The organism is Oceanobacillus sp. M65, from assembly GCF_052246275.1.
GTDB classification, from domain to species: domain Bacteria; phylum Bacillota; class Bacilli; order Bacillales; family Amphibacillaceae; genus Oceanobacillus_B; species Oceanobacillus_B jordanicus.
Genome location: NZ_JBQQCJ010000002.1, coordinates 561345 through 579755, shown reverse-complemented (window position 1 = coordinate 579755; position 18411 = coordinate 561345). Strand labels below are relative to the sequence as shown.

16 protein-coding genes are annotated in these 18411 nt (G+C 38.6%); all 16 read left to right on the top strand.

Annotation, left to right across the window (positions count from 1 at the left end; translation table 11 throughout):
* The first annotated feature begins 145 nt into the window (after window positions 1-145).
* The 16 genes from ACTWPF_RS10550 (at window position 146) to ACTWPF_RS10475 (ending at window position 18402) form a co-directional block, all read left to right on the top strand.
* The gene (locus tag ACTWPF_RS10550) at window positions 146-943 is read left to right on the top strand and encodes a TIGR00282 family metallophosphoesterase (protein WP_036572980.1); all 798 of its coding nucleotides are present in this window, start codon (window positions 146-148) and stop codon (window positions 941-943) included.
* A 101-nt stretch (window positions 944-1044) separates the two neighbouring features.
* The gene (locus ACTWPF_RS10545) at window positions 1045-1305 is read left to right on the top strand and encodes a stage V sporulation protein S (RefSeq protein ID WP_036572979.1); all 261 of its coding nucleotides are present in this window, start codon (window positions 1045-1047) and stop codon (window positions 1303-1305) included.
* Between the two features lie 493 nt (window positions 1306-1798).
* Window positions 1799-3370, top strand: a complete 1572-nt coding sequence (gene miaB, locus ACTWPF_RS10540) for a tRNA (N6-isopentenyl adenosine(37)-C2)-methylthiotransferase MiaB (protein WP_443149137.1) — start codon at window positions 1799-1801, stop codon at window positions 3368-3370.
* Between the two features lies 1 nt (window position 3371).
* The gene (locus ACTWPF_RS10535; protein ID WP_106896713.1) at window positions 3372-3800 is read left to right on the top strand and encodes a RicAFT regulatory complex protein RicA family protein; all 429 of its coding nucleotides are present in this window, start codon (window positions 3372-3374) and stop codon (window positions 3798-3800) included.
* A 171-nt stretch (window positions 3801-3971) separates the two neighbouring features.
* A complete protein-coding gene (locus ACTWPF_RS10530; protein ID WP_106896714.1) occupies window positions 3972-4535 on the top strand; it encodes an outer spore coat protein CotE in 564 nt (187 codons plus the stop codon).
* A gap of 320 nt (window positions 4536-4855) precedes the next feature.
* Window positions 4856-7447, top strand: coding sequence for a DNA mismatch repair protein MutS (gene mutS / locus ACTWPF_RS10525; RefSeq protein WP_443149136.1), 2592 nt, complete (start codon window positions 4856-4858; stop codon window positions 7445-7447).
* 14 nt (window positions 7448-7461) lie between these two features.
* Window positions 7462-9324, top strand: a complete 1863-nt coding sequence (gene mutL, locus ACTWPF_RS10520; protein WP_443149135.1) for a DNA mismatch repair endonuclease MutL — start codon at window positions 7462-7464, stop codon at window positions 9322-9324.
* Between the two features lie 62 nt (window positions 9325-9386).
* On the top strand, window positions 9387-9836 hold the full coding sequence (locus tag ACTWPF_RS10515) for a Dps family protein (protein ID WP_238019188.1): 450 nt from the start codon (window positions 9387-9389) through the stop codon (window positions 9834-9836).
* A 24-nt stretch (window positions 9837-9860) separates the two neighbouring features.
* On the top strand, window positions 9861-10796 hold the full coding sequence (miaA, locus tag ACTWPF_RS10510) for a tRNA (adenosine(37)-N6)-dimethylallyltransferase MiaA (RefSeq protein WP_443149134.1): 936 nt from the start codon (window positions 9861-9863) through the stop codon (window positions 10794-10796).
* Window positions 10797-10832: 36 nt separating this feature from the next.
* Window positions 10833-11057 (top strand): RNA chaperone Hfq, encoded by a 225-nt coding sequence (gene hfq, locus ACTWPF_RS10505; RefSeq protein ID WP_036572969.1) that lies wholly within the window; start codon window positions 10833-10835, stop codon window positions 11055-11057.
* A gap of 129 nt (window positions 11058-11186) precedes the next feature.
* Window positions 11187-12110, top strand: coding sequence for a stage V sporulation protein K (gene spoVK / locus ACTWPF_RS10500; RefSeq protein WP_106896718.1), 924 nt, complete (start codon window positions 11187-11189; stop codon window positions 12108-12110).
* A gap of 95 nt (window positions 12111-12205) precedes the next feature.
* Window positions 12206-13441: a GTPase HflX gene (gene hflX / locus ACTWPF_RS10495; RefSeq protein ID WP_443149133.1), complete on the top strand. Its 1236-nt coding sequence runs from the start codon at window positions 12206-12208 to the stop codon at window positions 13439-13441.
* Between the two features lie 9 nt (window positions 13442-13450).
* A complete protein-coding gene (locus ACTWPF_RS10490; RefSeq protein ID WP_443149132.1) occupies window positions 13451-14695 on the top strand; it encodes a methionine gamma-lyase family protein in 1245 nt (414 codons plus the stop codon).
* 134 nt (window positions 14696-14829) lie between these two features.
* Complete coding sequence (locus tag ACTWPF_RS10485) at window positions 14830-15204, top strand: MerR family transcriptional regulator (RefSeq protein ID WP_036576294.1); 375 nt, start codon at window positions 14830-14832, stop codon at window positions 15202-15204.
* An 85-nt stretch (window positions 15205-15289) separates the two neighbouring features.
* Window positions 15290-16627: a type I glutamate--ammonia ligase gene (gene glnA / locus ACTWPF_RS10480; protein ID WP_036572965.1), complete on the top strand. Its 1338-nt coding sequence runs from the start codon at window positions 15290-15292 to the stop codon at window positions 16625-16627.
* 344 nt (window positions 16628-16971) lie between these two features.
* On the top strand, window positions 16972-18402 hold the full coding sequence (locus ACTWPF_RS10475) for a M20 family metallopeptidase (protein WP_443149131.1): 1431 nt from the start codon (window positions 16972-16974) through the stop codon (window positions 18400-18402).
* Window positions 18403-18411 lie beyond the last annotated feature (9 nt).

Below are 18411 nucleotides of genomic sequence, written 5' to 3'. Positions count from 1 at the left end.
TTGTTTGGTAAAAAGTTATCTGGTTGGGTTGTGGCCAATTAAAGTTGCCTTTCATACCAAAGGGATTAGAAAATGGCTACGTTTTGACAATAGAAAGTTTATATGAAAAACTAAATATAACTAATAGAGATGGGATGAACTATTTATGAAGATATTATTTATTGGTGATGTAGTAGGTTCACCGGGAAGAGACATGGTACAGGATTACTTACCGAAATTAAAAGAGAAATATCGCCCGACCGTGACAATTATCAATGGTGAAAATGCTGCCTCCGGAAAGGGCATTACAGAAAAAATTTACAAGCAATTTCTAGAATGGGGCGCACAAGTCGTTACCATGGGTAACCACACATGGGATAAGAAAGAAATCTTTGAGTTTATTGATGACGCAAAATATATGATACGTCCTGCGAATTTTCCTGAAAATAATCCAGGGAAGGGTATTGTTTATTTGAATGTAAATGGTACGGAAATAGCAGTTATTAATATGCAGGGCCGCACTTTTCTACCTGTTATAGATGATCCATTTCAAAAAATGGACCTTTTAATTGAAGAGGCAAAGCAACGTACGAATATTATTTTTGTTGATTTTCACGGTGAAGCTACAAGTGAAAAGCAAGCGATGGGATGGTATGTGGATGGAAGGGTAAGTGCTATAGTTGGTACGCATACACATACACAAACAGCAGATGAACGTATTTTACCAGGGGGAACAGCATATATTTCAGATGTTGGGATGACAGGGCCATATGATGGAATCCTTGGAGTAAATAGAGAAGCTGTTATGAAAAGATTTCTTACATCTATGCCGGTACGTTTTGAAATTACGAAAGAGGGAAGAACACAATTAAATGGATTCGTTGTTTCAATTGATAAGAATAGTGGGAAAGCAACTAAAGTAGAACGGATCATGATTAATGAGGATCACCCATTTTTTGGCTAGTCTTTGAATCTGTGAATTATTTGTCCATACTGTAATAAGCTAACATCTCCAAGAATATAGTAGCAATAGAACTACAATAGCAAATAAAGGAGGTACTAGTAATGGAAGTATTAAAAGTTTCAGCTAAATCAAGTCCAAATTCAGTAGCGGGCGCACTCGCGAATGTCCTAAGAGAACGTGGCACAGCGGAAATCCAGGCAATTGGTGCTGGTGCACTAAACCAATCGGTAAAAGCTGTAGCTATTGCAAGAGGGTTCGTAGCTCCAAGTGGAGTGGATTTAATCTGTATACCAGCATTTACGGATATTATGATTGATAATGAAGAAAGAACAGCCATTAAACTTATTGTAGAACCGAGATAAATAGAATAACCGATATTACCTCCCGCAATTTAGGGAGGTTTTTATTATGGTAGAAATAAGCTTAAAAGAGATAGTTTAAGGGAGAAAGTATGGGGTGGGACAATTTTAATACAAGCACTTTGCCAAAAAGATGAAAAAGTGCTCCATGCTTTTGATCCTCTAGCTTCGATCGCCAAAAACTAGTCTACTTCGCAAATCGCCATAAGATAAAGAAGACTTGCCGACTGGTGTAAACCAGAGGCCTAGTCGCACTTATACCCGGAGGGTGAAAGTCATTATCGATTTTTAAATTAAAGTAGGTCGGACTAAAATCGGCCTTGCCAGCCAACGCCGACATACCCCTTTTGCAGGGGCATAATTCCTTTATCTCAGTTGATTTACTACAGTCGCTCTACGCTTTTGTTCAATAATATTGTATATTTTGCTTGTAGCATTTATACTGTAATATTGTATAGGTATAGTTTGGTGTGGAAACATGAAAGGGGTCTTTTAAATGAACGAACAGCAACGAAAAGAACAGTCGCAAATAGTCAATCAGGCAGATGCCACGGACAGAAAATCCGGACTGGAAAAACCTTTACATGAAAAAACAAGTGCTGATTTTGCAAAATACTTTGAAACTACTTATGAACCACCTAACTTAAATAAAGCTCGAAAGCGTGGCCGGGATAAAGTAAACGTTCACTATGATTTTGCTATTCCTGAGGACATGGAGCGAATTGGTGAAGGAAAGAAATTTTTAATACGTACATATGGATGTCAGATGAATGAACACGATACAGAAGTGATGGCGGGTATCTTAACCGAAATGGGATATGAGTCAACTTCTGATACAAATGAAGCAGACATTATTCTACTAAACACTTGTGCCATCAGAGAAAATGCTGAAAACAAAGTGTTCGGTGAGATTGGCCATTTAAAACCTTTAAAATTAGAAAAGCCTGATCTTATTCTAGGTGTTTGCGGTTGCATGTCACAGGAAGAATCTGTTGTAAACCGTATACTGAAGAAGCATCAGCATGTGGATCTCATCTTTGGAACGCACAACATTCATCGCTTGCCACATTTAGTGAAAGAAGCAATGTTTGGCAAAGAAAAGATTGTAGAAGTGTGGTCAAAAGAAGGCGATGTTATAGAGAATCTTCCTAAAGCAAGGAAAGGAAAAATCAAAGCATGGGTAAATATCATGTATGGTTGCGATAAATTCTGTACCTACTGTATCGTTCCCATGACCCGAGGAAAAGAAAGAAGTCGACGACCTGAGGATATTATACAAGAGGTACGTCACCTTGCTGCCCAAGGCTATCAGGAGGTAACATTGCTGGGGCAAAATGTTAACGCCTACGGTAAAGATTTTGAAGATTTAACCTATGGTCTTGGTGACTTAATGGATGACATGCACAAAATTAATATTCCGCGGGTGCGCTTTACGACTTCCCATCCACGCGATTTTGACGACCGTCTAATTGAAGTATTGGCCAAAGGTGGTAATTTACTAGATCATATTCACTTGCCAGTACAATCAGGAAGCAGTGAGATCTTAAAGAAAATGAATCGAAAGTATACGAGAGAGGAATACCTTGAACTTGTAAGGAAAATACGTGAAGCAATGCCAAATGCGACATTAACAACTGACATAATCGTTGGGTTCCCAAATGAAACAGATGAACAATTTGAGGAAACAATGACGTTAGTTGAAGAGGTTGGATTTGAGGCAGCGTATACGTTTATCTACTCACCTCGTGAAGGTACACCTGCTGCAAGAAAAAAAGACGATGTGCCAGAAGATGTGAAAAAACAGCGCCTATATCGTTTAAATGATCTTGTTAATAAGCAGTCGGCAGAGTCAATGAAAACCTATACAAATAATAAAGTTAAAGTGCTTGTAGAAGGGGAAAGTAAGAAAGACCCTGACGTACTAGCAGGATATACAGAAAAAAATAAATTAGTCAATTTTAAAGGGCCGAAGTCTTCTATTGGCAGTATTGTAGAAGTTGAAATTACAGAAGCAAAAACATGGTCTTTAAACGGTGTGATGGTAGAAAATACAGTAGAGGTGAACTAATATGGCAGAATATACACGTACACAAGTATTAGAAGAAGCAAAAAGACTTGCATCAATGCTTGCAAATACAGAAGAAATTGATCGCTTTAAGCAAGTAGAAGCAAAAATAAATGAAAATCAAAAAGTGCAAAAATTAATCACAAAGATTAAAGCATTGCAGAAACAAGCAGTAAACTTTCAGGCTTATGAGAAAAGAGAAGCGTTAAAACGTATCGAGGAAGAAATTGATCGTCTGCAAAATGAAATTGACGAAATTCCAGTAGTTCAGGAATTTAAAGAAACACAAATTGTGGTAAATGATGTATTACAGCTCGTTTCAGGAACGATAGCCAGAGAAGTTACCAATAATGTCATTGAATCAACAGGCGGTGACCTTTTAGCAGGAGAAACTGGGTCAAAAGCAAAAAAGAATCATAGTTGCAGTAACTAATTACGATGAAAGAGACGAAGCAGTCTCTTTCTTTTTTTATTTCCAAACCGCATCCTGACACTTCTCAATCACCCTAAAATTGGTTTCTTTTCTTTTTTCACAAATAGCTATGCACTTTAGGTATTTGTCTTGCATAAAATGAGAATGAAAAAAGAGGAGGTAAAAGTAATTATGACTTTTCTTGAAAAAGACTATAGAGAAATCATTACAAAAGCCGTTTGTGGAAAAGGAAAAAAATTCACGCAAGCTTCTCATTCCATTACGCCATCTCATAGACCATCAAGCATCCTAGGGTGCTGGGTGATCAATCATTTATACAATGCTAAGAAGAAGTCCGAAGACACTGTTGAAATTAATGGGAGCTATGACATCAATGTATGGTATTCCTATAATGATAATACTAAAACAGAGGTCGTAACAGAGAGGGTTACCTATACGGACATAATCCCGCTTTCTGTTAAAGATGATAAATGTATCAATGATGAGTTTGACGTAATCGCAAAAGTTACACAGCAACCAAACTGCCTGGAATGTAAAATTGCAAGTAAGGGACACAAAATTGTTGTAGAGATTGAAAGAGAATTTGTTGTTCAAATTATCGGTGAAACAAAAATCGCTGTCCGTGTTGATCCTTCTGAGAACAACTATGATGACGATGAAGACAATTGGGATTTTGAATTAACTGATGATGAACTGGAAGAAGTTGAACCAGATTTCCTTCATCATAAAGACTAATAAAAATTACGAGGGATAGTCTCTCTCGTAATTTTTTGTTTTTAAATAAGTTTTCTAATTAGCCAAATATAATATTTTATCCCGGTGCAGTCGTCCGTAAGTCTCCCCCTTCAAAACATGAAGTAAAACCGTTAAGTTTTAAATAGGTGTAACGGACGCTAACACCCCGATTCGTTTCAACTAACAAGTGGGGGAAGGACGAAAACCCCCACTGATTGAAGTTTCACTTTATCTAGTTAGAAGCTTCTTGGAAATTCGTATGAGTAAGGGGATGTATGCTATACTATAGCTAGTATAAGATACGTTTTGGAGGATGAAACATGGCAAAATATACACCCATGATGGAGCAATACTTACAAATAAAAGCAGCTTATAAAGATGCCTTTTTATTTTTTAGATTAGGTGATTTTTATGAGATGTTTTTTAATGATGCAATAGAAGCTGCAAGAGAGTTAGAGATAACCTTGACCAAAAGGGATCCTGGGCAGAAAGAGCCCATCCCCATGTGTGGTATCCCATACCATGCAGCAGCTAATTATATAAAAATTCTTGTGGAAAAAGGTTATAAAGTTGCCATCTGTGAACAGGTGGAAGATCCTAAGACGGCTAAAGGTGTTGTGAAAAGGGAAGTTGTTCAACTTATAACTCCTGGAACAGTCATGGAAAGCACAATGCTTACCGAGGGAGAAAATAATTATATTGCCAGCCTCTCTCACTTTGAAGATGGCTCTTTTGTGATAGCTTACAATGACTTATCTACAGGAGAGAATCGACTTGCCCTTATCGAGGAAGGGTTTGAAGCGGTCATCCATGAATTTTACAACCAGCCGATCAGAGAAGTAGTAATTCCATCTACACTGCCCGAAGGCTTACAAAGTCAATTGCGAACACGCCTGCAGGTCACATTATCCTATCAGGACGAAGTCAAATTTAGTGCGGAGTATCGCGACCTTAGTGAGAATCTCAATGATGAACGGTTAATGACAGCATTCAGCAGACTGCTCAATTATGTGCAAGACACGCAAAAACGGTCCCTTGATCATTTAAAACAAGCAGAAATCATTAATCGAAAAAATTATCTCTCGTTGGATATGTACTCGAAACGAAATTTGGAATTAACCGAAACGATAATGAAAAAGGGAAAACAAGGAAGCTTGCTCTGGGTTTTGGATAAGACCGTAACGGCAATGGGATCCCGCATGTTGAAGAAATGGCTTGAACGCCCATTACTACACAAGGAGAAAATTGAGGAAAGACTTGATGCAGTATCGGCATTTTATGAGCATTTTCTAGAAAGAGATACATTAAGGGAAACATTGAAATCCGTCTATGACCTTGAAAGACTAGCTGGTAGAATCGCTTTTGGTAATGTCAATGCCAGAGATCTCCAACAGTTAAAGCTGTCCCTAGAAAAGATTCCAGGTATAAGAGAAACCCTAAATCAAATAGATCAAAAAGAGGTTGTAAACCTTGCAAATGATCTTCATTATCCGGAACATTTAGTAACGTTATTGAATGAAAGCTTGGTAGACGAGCCGCCCGTTTCCATAAAAGAAGGATCTATCATTAAAGATGGATACAATGAACAGCTTGATACGTATCGTTATGCGTCAAGAAATGGAAAACAGTGGATTGCTGAACTGGAACAGAGAGAGAAGCAAGAGACGAATATTAAATCACTTAAAATCGGCTATAATCGTGTATTTGGTTATTATATTGAAGTGACACGGGCGAATCTTCACCTCCTACCGGAAGATAAATATGAACGGAAACAGACTCTAACCAATGCAGAGAGATTTATCACACCAGAATTAAAAGAAAAAGAACAACTTATATTAGAAGCAGAAGAGAAAAGCGTTGAACTTGAATATCAGCTCTTTTTAGAAATTCGGGAAAAAATCAAGGGACATATTCCAGAGATACAATATTTGGCTGACATAGTCAGCAGGATAGATGTTCTTCAAACCTTTGCTACAGTTAGTGAAGTAAATAATTTCAAACGACCAAGTTTTAGCACAGAAAAGCTTGCTATCAAAAATGGCCGTCATCCTGTCATTGAGCAGGTCATGCGTGACGGGAATTTTGTACCAAATGATGTGGAATTGGATGCTGAGAAAAATGTGCTACTTATTACTGGTCCAAACATGTCAGGTAAAAGTACGTATATGCGGCAACTTGCCTTGACGGTCATCATGGGACAAATTGGTTGCTTTGTTCCTTGTGATGAAGCTGAATTATTATTATTTGACCAGATATTTACTAGGATTGGAGCTGCTGATGACCTAGTCTCAGGACAAAGCACGTTTATGGTAGAGATGCTTGAAGCAAACCATGCCATCTCGCATGCAACAGATAAAAGTTTGATTTTACTAGATGAAATAGGTCGGGGAACAAGTACATACGATGGAATGGCGCTTGCCCAGGCGATTGTCGAGTATATCCATGATAATATTCATGCTAAAACATTATTCTCCACCCATTATCATGAGCTCACTTCATTAGAAAACTCACTGGATCGCTTGAAGAACATTCATGTGCGTGCAGAGGAGTATGAAGGAAATGTTGTCTTTCTCCATCAAATTAAAGAAGGTGCAGCAGACGAAAGTTATGGAATTCATGTAGCAAAGCTTGCTAATCTTCCGGAAACTTTAATTGAACGTGCAAATCTTATATTGCAACAGCTAGAAGGGGAGAAAAAGGAAACGAAAGCGAAAGAAGATTTACCAGCGTCTGATCAACTGTCCTTTTTCGTAGAAGAAAAGCGTGAAACTTCGAACTCCCGTAGTGAAAATAACCAGATAGATGCGAAGCTGTTAAAACAATTACAAGAGCTAGACTTATTTGACATGACACCAATGGATGCCATGAATACTTTGTATCAGTTACAGAAAGAAGCAAAAAGCACGAAGTAGAAAGGAATGTTAGTATGAGCATTGTGCAAATGCCCGATGTGTTAGCGAATAAGATTGCTGCTGGTGAAGTAGTAGAACGTCCTGCTTCTGTCGTAAAAGAGCTGGTAGAAAACAGCATCGATGCAAATAGCACATGGATAAAAATAGATATATTGGAGGCAGGGCTTCAGCAAATTAAAATTACCGATAATGGGGATGGAATGGCAGAGGATGATTGTGAGCGCGCCTTCCTCCGCCATGCAACAAGTAAGATAAAAGATGAGAACGATCTTTTTCATGTAAGGACATTAGGATTTCGTGGCGAGGCGCTAGCTAGTATTGCCTCTGTTAGCAGACTTACCATTCAAACGTCGCAGGGTGAGGAGGCGGGCACACTTCTCCAACTAGAAGGTGGCAAGGTTACACGTAAAGCGAAAAGTGATGCACGCAAAGGCTCGGAGATTCTTGTTGAAGATCTATTCTTTAATACGCCAGCTAGATTAAAGTATATGAAAACAATCCATACAGAACTTGGTCATATAACAGACCTACTAAACCGGTTATCGCTTTCCCATCCTGAAATTCGTTTTGAAGCCACCCATAATGGGAAAGGCCTGTTTAAATCCCCTGGCACAGGTGACCATTTACAGGTCATTTCAAATGTATATGGTATGGGAATTGCCAAGCAAATGCTTTGGATAGAACGGGAGACACTGGATTTTTCAATTAAAGGCTACATTGCCAAGCCTGAAGTGACTAGGGCATCAAGAAGTTATATATCTACCATGATCAATGGTCGCTATATTAGAAGTATTCCACTGTCTCAATCAATTCTAAGAGCCTATCATACTTTATTGCCAATTGGAAAATATCCTATCGTTGTACTAGATATTAAAATGGATCCAATCCTTGTCGATGTGAACGTTCATCCAACGAAGCTTGAAGTACGTTTTAGTAAAGAAAAAGAATTGTTCCAGCTTATAGAAGAGACCATACGGGAAAGATTTAGACAACTAACTTTGATTCCGGAATTACAATCAAAGCCTATTGCAAGAGAAAAAACAGTTCAAAATACGATGGATTTTGAACAGAAAAAAGCAGAATCAGTATCAGACCAAACTTGGAACAACATGGATACAGTTCGAGAAAACATTTTTAATCAAGAGCAAGCAGCGGTTAAAACAGAACCTCTGACAAGCAAGCCTTTCGAAGAAGCCGAAGAGCAAAAGAACCGAAACGTGTATACAGAGGAATTGCCAGATAAAAAACTGTCCGAAACCGAAATGGACAGCACGGAACCTAAACAACAAGCACAACGAGTGCCGATGATGTATCCAATTGGACAACTCCACGGTACCTACATTATGGCACAAAATGAAAACGGGCTTTATATGGTGGACCAGCATGCCGCCCAAGAACGCATTAAATATGAATTTTTTAAAGCAAAACTTGGAAGTACGAACAACGAGGCCCAAGAGCTCTTGTTGCCATTAACCTTTGATTTCTCTAAACAGGAAGCGATATTTATTGAGCAATATAAAGCAGATTTAGAAAAGGTTGGCCTGTTTTTTGAGTCCTTTGGACAGCATACTTATGTGATTCGCTCGCACCCTAATTGGTTTCCGAAAGGTTTTGAAGAAGAGGTTATCAGGGAAATGATAGAGCAAATAATGGCGGATGAACGTATCAATATCGAGTCGATTAGAGAAGAGGCAGCTATTATGATGTCTTGTAAGCGATCGATTAAAGCAAACCATTATTTAAATCAGGAAGATATGTTTCGCCTCCTTGAAGACTTAAGACAAACCACGGATCCATTTACCTGCCCTCATGGACGGCCAATTATTGTGCACTTTTCTTCTTATGAGCTTGAAAAAATGTTCAAAAGAGTTATGTGAAAATGAATAAACCGAATCCGCCTCGCCGATGATAGAAAAAAACGATCACCGAGGTGGATTTAATGGAAAATCAAAGACTTATTAATTTTCTCAATCAATTATTGTCCAATCATTTTGTCCTATATGTCAAATTACACCGATATCATTGGTATGTGCAAGGAAGACATTTCTTTACATTGCACGAGAAATTTGAAGAAATGTACACAGATGTTGCGGAAGATTCGGATGAAATTGCCGAGAGAATTTTAATGATAGAGGGAAAGCCACTTGCTACTATGAGTATGTATCTTAAAGAAGCGACATTGGTGGAAGCCAGTGCAGATGACAAAGAAAGTGAATTAATAAGTCAGTTGTATGATGATCTTACACAACTTAATAAGGAAATCCGCTCAAGTGGCCTTAAACTTGCAAGAGAATTGGAAGATGGCCCCACAGAGGATTTACTTTTAACGATCCAAGCAAAAACGGAGAAAAGATGCTGGATGCTTAGAGCGTACATGGCATATGATTAAACATTTAGGATTTAGGGGATAATAATGGAACAAACAGTAATCGCGATAATAGGTCCAACAGCAGTTGGTAAAACGAAACTCAGCATTGAGGTAGCAAAACAATTTGACGGAGAAATTATTAGCGGGGATTCGATGCAAGTATACAAGGGAATGGATATTGGGACTGCCAAGGTGTCAAAAGAAGAGATGGAAGATATCCCCCATCACATGATAGACATTAAGGAGCCTTGGGAATCTTTTTCGGTTGCTGAATTCCAAGCAAGTGTTAAAAAGCACATAGAGGAAATTAGCTCAAGACATAAATTACCCATTCTCGTAGGAGGAAGCGGTCTGTATGTACAGGCTGCTTTATATGATTACAATTTTGCCAATGTAAAGCGAGACATTACCATCTCATGGAAGCTGGAAAAACAAATGGAAGAAGATGGAGCGAATGTCCTGTACAATAGGTTAAAAGAATTGGATCCAGTTCAGGCTGCAAAGACGCACCCAAACAACGCTAGACGCGTTATTCGAGCGCTTGAAATCTATGAAACAACGGGAATGACTATGTCAGAGTGGCAAGAAACACAGCAGCTAACTTCTCCATATCAGCTGCATTTAATTGGGTTGGAGATGGATAGAGAGCTCTTATACGACCGAATTAATCATCGGGTAGATCTCATGGTGCAACAGGGATTGGTAAAAGAGGTTCAAACTTTGTATCAAAGGGGATATACAGATAAGCCTTCAATGAAGGGGATTGGTTACAAAGAGTTTATTCCTTATTTTGAAAATCACCAGTCTCTTGAGGAAGCAATCGAAACGCTAAAGCAGAATTCTCGCAGGTTTGCAAAACGACAGTATACATGGTTTAGAAACAAGATGGATGTCAATTGGTATTCGATTAAACCCGAAGAGGCTAGGGAAAATTCTAGACTTATTTTACGCGATATTGCAGGATTTCTTCAAGAAAGATAGAAATGAATATATAGATAGAAAAGAGGAGGAAGGAAAATGGCGCAAACAGTAAATATTCAGGACCAATATTTAAACCAATTGAGAAAGAACCATATTGCGGTGACTGTGTTTCTGACAAACGGTTTTCAATTACGTGGAGTAGTGAAAGCATTCGACAATTTCACCGTTCTTTTAGAAACCGACGGAAAACAGCAGCTGATATTTAAGCATGCAATTTCCACATTCGCTCCTGTCAAAAATGTAACGTTGGAAAAAGAATAAGTAAATTTACGGGCGCTAAGGGCGCCCGTTTTTCATTTGCTCTTTTATTAGCTGCGTTCCGAAGATTATTGGGCTAATGTCACAACTTTTATGCCTCCGCGTATAATGAAATGACGGAGGGGTGAAGGCATGGAAACACAGTTAATGCGTAGTAAAAGCAACCAAATCAACATTATTCTTCAAGATAGAAAAGAGGAAATTAAGGCAATACCAAATAAGCAAAATCGAATGGCTGAGAGTAATTCTTTTAAACACATTGACAGTGAGTTTTCCTCATTTGTGGGGTTGCATGAACTAAAGCAGAAGATAAAAGAAGTCTATGCTACGGTAGTAATCAATGAAAAACGAAAGCAAGCAGGTTTATCGTGTTCTAAACAAGTACTTCATATGCTTTTTAAAGGCAATCCGGGAACAGGAAAAACAACCGTTGCTCGCAAGCTCGCCAAAATTTATTTTGATATGGGCCAATTATCAAAAGGTCATTTTATTGAAGCAGAAAGAGCAGATTTGGTTGGGGAATACATCGGGCAGACTGCTCAAAAAACAAGGGCGCTTATTCAAAAAGCAATGGGCGGGATCCTATTTATTGATGAAGCCTATTCGCTGGCGCGCGGTGGTGAAAAAGATTTTGGGAAAGAAGCAATCGATACGTTAGTTAAGCATATGGAGGACTATCAAAACGACTTTGTTCTTATTCTTGCGGGCTATCCTTCTGAGATGGAACGATTTCTTTCTTTAAATCCAGGACTCAAATCACGTTTTCCGTTCATTCTGGATTTTCAAAACTATGAAGTTTCCCAGTTGATGGAGATTGCAACCCAAATGGCAGCTGAACGTGAATATAGATTTACAAAGGAAGCAAGATATGAACTAAGGGAACGGCTTACGAGAAAGATGCAAGAGGAGGAGCGGAACTTCTCCAATGCACGTTATGTTAGAAATGTGATAGAGCATGCTATCCGTATGCATGCTGTAAGGCTTCTTACAGAAGAACATTTTACAACGCACGATTTAATTCATCTAACGCGAGAAGATCTTTCAAGCAATAACTAGCTAGTCTCAATTTTGTACTCGATTGCCAATTTTGGTAAGATAAAACTAGCGAGAACACTGAAAACAATACACTCATCGAAAGAAAGGATGCAGTTATGTCCGAAAAAATTCTTATAATTGCCGTAAATAAAAAGCAACAAAATGAAGCAAAATTCCAGTCCTCTTTAGATGAGCTTATTTCCTTAAGTGAAACAGCGGGTGGGAATGTAGAGTCTATAATGACTCAAAATAGAGATCGAATCGACCCTGCTCACTATATTGGTACAGGGAAAGTACAAGAAATTAAGGAAGCCATCACAGAATTTGGTATAGATTTAGTTATTTCCAATGATGAATTGTCAGCTGGCCAATTGCGGAACCTAGGGGCAGAATTTGGTGTGCGGATAATTGACAGAAGTCAGCTAATTCTTGATATTTTTGCCCAGCGGGCGAGGACCAAGGAAGGTAAGCTTCAAGTTGAATTAGCGCAATATGAATACACTTTGCCAAGACTTCGAGGTCAGGGGATAGAAATGTCCCGTCTGGGAGCGGGTATTGGTACGAGAGGGCCAGGTGAAACCAAACTTGAATCCGATCAACGTCACATAAGAAGAAGAATCTATGATATTAAAAGAAGACTAGAAACGATTGTTCGTCAACGGGAGCAATACAGAAAACGGAGAAAATCAAATGAAGCTTTTCAAATTGCCATTGTCGGGTATACCAACGCAGGGAAATCAACGTTGTTTAATCGTTTGACAAATAGTTCATCGCTTGAGGAGAATCAATTGTTTGCTACATTGGATCCACTAACACGGCAAATTCAATTACCTTCTGGTTTTCAAGCGCTTATTACCGATACAGTGGGCTTTATGCAAGACTTACCAACGGCCTTGATTGCCGCCTTTCGTTCCACGTTAGAAGAAGTGAAAGAAGCGGACTTTTTATTACATGTCGTGGATGTTTCCCATCCTGATCAGGAACAGCAACAAGATACGGTTATCAAGCTTTTAGATGAATTGGATGCTGGTTCCATTCCCATGCTTACTATCTACAATAAAGAAGACCGTCTGAATGGGGAAGAAGTTATCCCCATGCAGCATCCTTACTTCTTCATGAGCGCTTATCAACAAAAAGATATTGATAATATGCTCTCTAAAGTAGAAACGATTTTGCAAGAAATATGGAAACCATACAATGTCCAACTAGGTCCTGAGGAAGGAAAACAATTAAACAGACTAGAGCAAGAAACACTTATCATACGAAAAGAGTTTGAGGAAACAACAAACCGGTATGTATTACAAGGCTATATCAAACAAGATCACCCTTTAAGGGGCTTTTTAGAGGAGTAAAGACATTACATGATTAGAGATATAATACAAAAGACAGAAGAAGATTGTGCTATTCACCATAAGAGTATTGAAGAAGTTCGAGAAACAAATCAGAAACGAGTACTAGATGCCTTTAAAAAACACCGGGTTAGTGACAGCCATTTTCATTCAACAAGTGGTTACGGGTACGACGACATAGGAAGAGAGACACTCGAAGCTGTCTATGCAGATGTATTTGGTGGCGAAGATGCGCTTGTAAGACCGCAAATTGTATCAGGTACCCATGCTATTACAACAGCATTATTTGGACTCTTAAGACCAGAAGATGAATTACTTTACATTACGGGCAAACCTTACGACACGTTGGAAGAGGTTATTGGCATTCGTGGTGAAAATACAGGTTCACTAAAAGAGTTCGGTATCCAATACAATCAAGTTAATTTAAGGGAAAATGGAACGGTGAACTACCAGGGTATAAAAGAAGCTATTTCTAATCAAACAAAGGTTATAGGTATTCAACGGTCAAAAGGATATGATGATCGCCCCTCCTTTACGATTGATAAAATAAAAGAAATGATTTCTTTTGTTAAAGAGATAAATGAAAATCTTATTGTATTTGTTGATAATTGCTACGGGGAATTTGTAGAGAGTAGAGAGCCATTGCATGTGGGGGCAGATATTATTGCTGGTTCTCTTATAAAGAACCCAGGCGGGGGGATTGTAAGGGCTGGTGGCTACCTTGCGGGAAATAAAGAACTAATTGAACAGTGTGCTAACCGTTTAACAGCACCTGGTCTAGGAAAAGAGACGGGGGCGACTCTTCATACGCTTCAAGAAATGTTCCAAGGTTTCTTTCTAGCTCCGCATATTGTGGGAGAAGCGTTGAAAGGTGCAGTTTTCACTTCTCGCTTTTTAGAACTGGCTGGTTTTGAGACAAGCCCGCACTACCAAGAGAAAAGAACAGACCTTATTCAATCCGTCACCTTCAGGGAAGAGCAGCCGATGGTTCGCTTTTGCCAGGAAATACAGCGGAACTCGCCAGTGAATTCTTATGTCACTCCATACCCTAGTGAAATGCCCGGTTATGAAGATGAAGTAATTATGGCAGCAGGTACATTTATTCAAGGGGCAAGTATTGAATTGTCAGCTGACGGCCCATTAAGACAACCATTTACAGCCTTTGTTCAAGGAGGCTTAACGTATTCACATGTTAAGCTAGCGCTAGTAGCAGCTGTGGAAACATTGACAAAAGAAGGTTTGATAAAGAGAAGTTAGGGTATTAAAAAGAAGTAGAAGTTTAATTGTGTGAGAAAACCTAACATCAGGTTGACATATTACCTGACATCTCATATAATATAACTAATTCGTTACAAGGGGGTCATGAATTGAATGATCAAGATAGACGTTCCATGCCCTTATTTGCAATTGGTATTGTAATGAAGCTTACAGAACTAACTGCAAGACAAATAAGGTATTATGAAGAGCATGATCTAATCCATCCAGAAAGAACAGGTGGAAATCAACGGTTATTTTCTTTTAATGATGTAGACAGATTACTTGAGATCAAAGACCTCTTAGATAAAGGCCTGAATATCGCAGGGATCAAGCTCATGCTTCAAGAGGAAATGGTCGAGACAAAAGAAGTGTTGCCAAAGCCAACATCAAACGAATTGTCAGACAAGGAACTTCGGAAAATTTTACGAACAGAACTTACTGATGCGGGCAGACATGGTAAAACAAACCTGCGCCAAGGTGAATTATCCAGATTCTTTACCAATCATTAATAATGTATAGAAAATATGGATACATAGCTTAGCTTATATAACCATATTTTTTATTCAAATATATAAATTATTAGGAGGAGAAGGAATGGGAAAGAAATTATCAAAAGATGAAATCATGAAACAAATTAAAGAAGAGAACGTGAGGTTTATCCGTCTTCAATTTACAGACATGCTAGGGACAATCAAAAACGTTGAAATCCCACTAAGTCAATTAGATAAAGCATTAGATAATAAAATGATGTTTGACGGTTCTTCTATCGAAGGATTTGTACGCATTGAAGAATCTGATATGTATTTATATCCTGACCTGGATACCTTCGTTGTATTCCCATGGACTTCAGAAAAAGGTAAAGTTGCCCGTTTTATCTGCGATATTTACAAGCCAGACGGCACGCCATTTGAAGGGGACCCACGCTATAATCTAAAGCGTAACCTTAAGAAAATGGAAGAGCTAGGGTTTGATGCTTTTAATATTGGTACAGAGCCAGAATTTTTCCTTTTCAAATTAGATGAAAAAGGAGACCCTTCCCTTGAACTAAATGATAGAGGTGGCTATTTTGACTTGGCTCCTACTGATTTAGGGGAAAACTGTCGTCGTGATATCGTACTTGAACTTGAAGAAATGGGCTTTGAAATCGAAGCATCCCATCATGAAGTTGCACCTGGACAGCATGAGATCGATTTTAAATATTCTGATGCTGTGAAACATGCTGATGATATTCAAACTTTTAAACTAGTAGTTAAAACAATTGCTAGAAAGCATAATTTACACGCTACATTTATGCCGAAGCCATTATTCGGCGTTAACGGATCTGGGATGCATGTTAATATGTCTCTATTCAAAGACGGTAAAAATGCCTTCTTCGATGAAAAAGGAGATATGCAACTAAGCGAAACGGCTTATCAGTTTATTGCAGGCACAATCAGTCATGCGAAAAGTTTTACTGCTGTTACGAACCCTACAGTTAACTCATATAAAAGATTAGTTCCTGGCTATGAAGCTCCTAGTTATATTGCATGGTCCGGTTCTAACAGAAGTTGTCTAATGCGTATTCCAAGTTCACGTGGAATTAGCACACGGGTAGAAGCGCGTAGTGTTGACCCATCTGCTAATCCGTACTTGGCATTATCATCCTTACTAGCAGCAGGCCTAGACGGAATTGAGAAGAAAATGAAAACACCAACTGCCGTAGACCGCAATATTTATGTTCTTACAAAAGAAGAGCGTGAAGAAGCTGGAATCGAGGATCTTCCTAGCACATTAGCTGGTGCACTTGAAGAACTTAAAAAAGATGAGGTTATCGTAAACTCACTTGGTGAACACTTATTCGAACATTTTGTTGAAGCAAAAGAAATCGAATGGGATATGTTCAAAACGCAAGTGCATCCATGGGAAAGAGAACAATATTTAAGCACGTACTAAGCTTTTACGGCTTTTAAGTACGCAACTATTTAATGTATATTAAAAATACCGTCCATCCATGGGCGGTATTTTTAAAAATAAATTTTTGTAGAAATTACACTTGAATTCTTGATTGATTTAGAGATTAAAGGGAGATAGAGCAGGTGTCCCATAATGCAGGAACTCTATCCTTTCGTTTAAAATGTCAAAACATTCCTATGCTTCTAACGATTTCATTTGTCTAATATTTTAGACTTATGGTAAAATAAATCTACATTTCTCGACTTAAATTGCGAGATGAAAATTCAGAATGTTATTAATCATGTCGTTAATCAATCTTTAAGGCCGACAAAGGAGGAACTAACATGAATAAATTTGTTGCAAACTATTTATCTACCAATCGGAATACTTTTGAACAGGTGAGTAGCTTTATTTACCACCATCCAGAAACAAGATTTGAAGAATATGAATCAGCTTCCTATTTTGCTAAGGCTTGCGAAGCACAAGGCTTTCTTGTTGAACGTAATGTTGCTGGGATAGAAACTGCATTTATTGCTACATATGGCGAAGGTAAGCCTGTAATAGGATATCTAGGAGAGTTTGATGCACTTTCAGGCTTAAGTCAGAAGCCTAATGAAACGAGTTATCAACCTTTAGAGAAAGATATTGGACATGGCTGTGGTCACAATTTGTTAGGTACAGGGGCGTTTGCTGCTGCATGTGCTGCAAAAAATTACTTAGAAGAAAATAACCTGCCAGGTACTGTGAAATTTTTTGGCTGTCCAGGAGAAGAAGGCGGTTCAGGAAAAACATTTATGGTAAGAGAAGGTGTGTTTGATGGCGTCGATGCTGCGCTTACATGGCACCCCTCTCCTGCAAATGCGATTATGAGTTTATCAAGCTTGGCAAACTATCAAGTTTCATTTAAATTCAAAGGCATTTCATCTCACGCTGCAAACACTCCACATTTGGGGCGAAGTGCGTTGGATGCTGTGGAACTAATGAACGTGGGCGTTAACTATTTGCGAGAGCATATTGTGCCAGAGGCGCGTATTCATTACGCTGTGACAAACACAGGGGGGATATCCCCAAATGTGGTTCAAGCAAATGCCGAGGTACTATACCTAGTAAGAGCTCCAAAGGTGGCACAAGTGGACAGCATTTTTCAAAGAGTAAAGAAAATTGCTGAAGGTGCTGCACTCATGACAGAAACTGAAGTAACAATTAATTTTGATAAGGCATGTTCTAATTATATTCCCAATCGTTCTCTGGAGAAAATCTTGTATAAGAAATTTACCGAGGTTGGGGTACAAAAGCCTTCAGATGAAGAGAATGCATTTGCAGAGAAAATATGGAATACCTTTACAGACGGTGAAAAAGAAAACTTCCTAGATCCAATGAAAGGTTTTGGTTATGTAGGAGATGGTAGTGAGTTTGCTGGTAAGTATTATTCTGACTCTATTTCGCCTTATCATGAATCCAAGGAAATTCTTGCTGGTTCTACAGATGTTTCAGATGTAAGCTGGGTCGTCCCAACAGCTCAATTATCAGCATCAACCTCTGTGCTGGGTACTGCTTTACACACATGGCAAATGACAACACAAGGATTAAGAAACTATGCATTAAACGGTATGTTCCGCGCCGCAGAAACAATGGCCTTAGCTGGTATTCAGCTGTTTAACAGCCCAGAAGACCTACAAAACATAAAAGAAGAATTCAAGGCATTTAAGAAAGCCAATCCATACAGCAATCCTATTCCTGAGGGTGTAAATCCTTCAAAGTTGCATGAGAAATAGGCTTACCAA

What these genes read in the sequence shown, in the direction of transcription:
- spoVK (WP_106896718.1), top strand. Translation starts at nt 11,187, where the DNA reads ATGGAAACACAGTTAATGCGTAGTAAAAGCAACCAAATCAACATTATT.
- ACTWPF_RS10490 (WP_443149132.1), top strand. Translation starts at nt 13,451, where the DNA reads ATGATTAGAGATATAATACAAAAGACAGAAGAAGATTGTGCTATTCAC.
- ACTWPF_RS10530 (WP_106896714.1), top strand. Translation starts at nt 3,972, where the DNA reads ATGACTTTTCTTGAAAAAGACTATAGAGAAATCATTACAAAAGCCGTT.
- ACTWPF_RS10535 (WP_106896713.1), top strand. Translation starts at nt 3,372, where the DNA reads ATGGCAGAATATACACGTACACAAGTATTAGAAGAAGCAAAAAGACTT.
- ACTWPF_RS10515 (WP_238019188.1), top strand. Translation starts at nt 9,387, where the DNA reads ATGGAAAATCAAAGACTTATTAATTTTCTCAATCAATTATTGTCCAAT.
- mutS (WP_443149136.1), top strand. Translation starts at nt 4,856, where the DNA reads ATGGCAAAATATACACCCATGATGGAGCAATACTTACAAATAAAAGCA.
- glnA (WP_036572965.1), top strand. Translation starts at nt 15,290, where the DNA reads ATGGGAAAGAAATTATCAAAAGATGAAATCATGAAACAAATTAAAGAA.
- ACTWPF_RS10485 (WP_036576294.1), top strand. Translation starts at nt 14,830, where the DNA reads ATGCCCTTATTTGCAATTGGTATTGTAATGAAGCTTACAGAACTAACT.
- miaA (WP_443149134.1), top strand. Translation starts at nt 9,861, where the DNA reads ATGGAACAAACAGTAATCGCGATAATAGGTCCAACAGCAGTTGGTAAA.
- ACTWPF_RS10475 (WP_443149131.1), top strand. Translation starts at nt 16,972, where the DNA reads ATGAATAAATTTGTTGCAAACTATTTATCTACCAATCGGAATACTTTT.
- hfq (WP_036572969.1), top strand. Translation starts at nt 10,833, where the DNA reads ATGGCGCAAACAGTAAATATTCAGGACCAATATTTAAACCAATTGAGA.
- miaB (WP_443149137.1), top strand. Translation starts at nt 1,799, where the DNA reads ATGAACGAACAGCAACGAAAAGAACAGTCGCAAATAGTCAATCAGGCA.
- mutL (WP_443149135.1), top strand. Translation starts at nt 7,462, where the DNA reads ATGAGCATTGTGCAAATGCCCGATGTGTTAGCGAATAAGATTGCTGCT.
- ACTWPF_RS10545 (WP_036572979.1), top strand. Translation starts at nt 1,045, where the DNA reads ATGGAAGTATTAAAAGTTTCAGCTAAATCAAGTCCAAATTCAGTAGCG.
- hflX (WP_443149133.1), top strand. Translation starts at nt 12,206, where the DNA reads ATGTCCGAAAAAATTCTTATAATTGCCGTAAATAAAAAGCAACAAAAT.
- ACTWPF_RS10550 (WP_036572980.1), top strand. Translation starts at nt 146, where the DNA reads ATGAAGATATTATTTATTGGTGATGTAGTAGGTTCACCGGGAAGAGAC.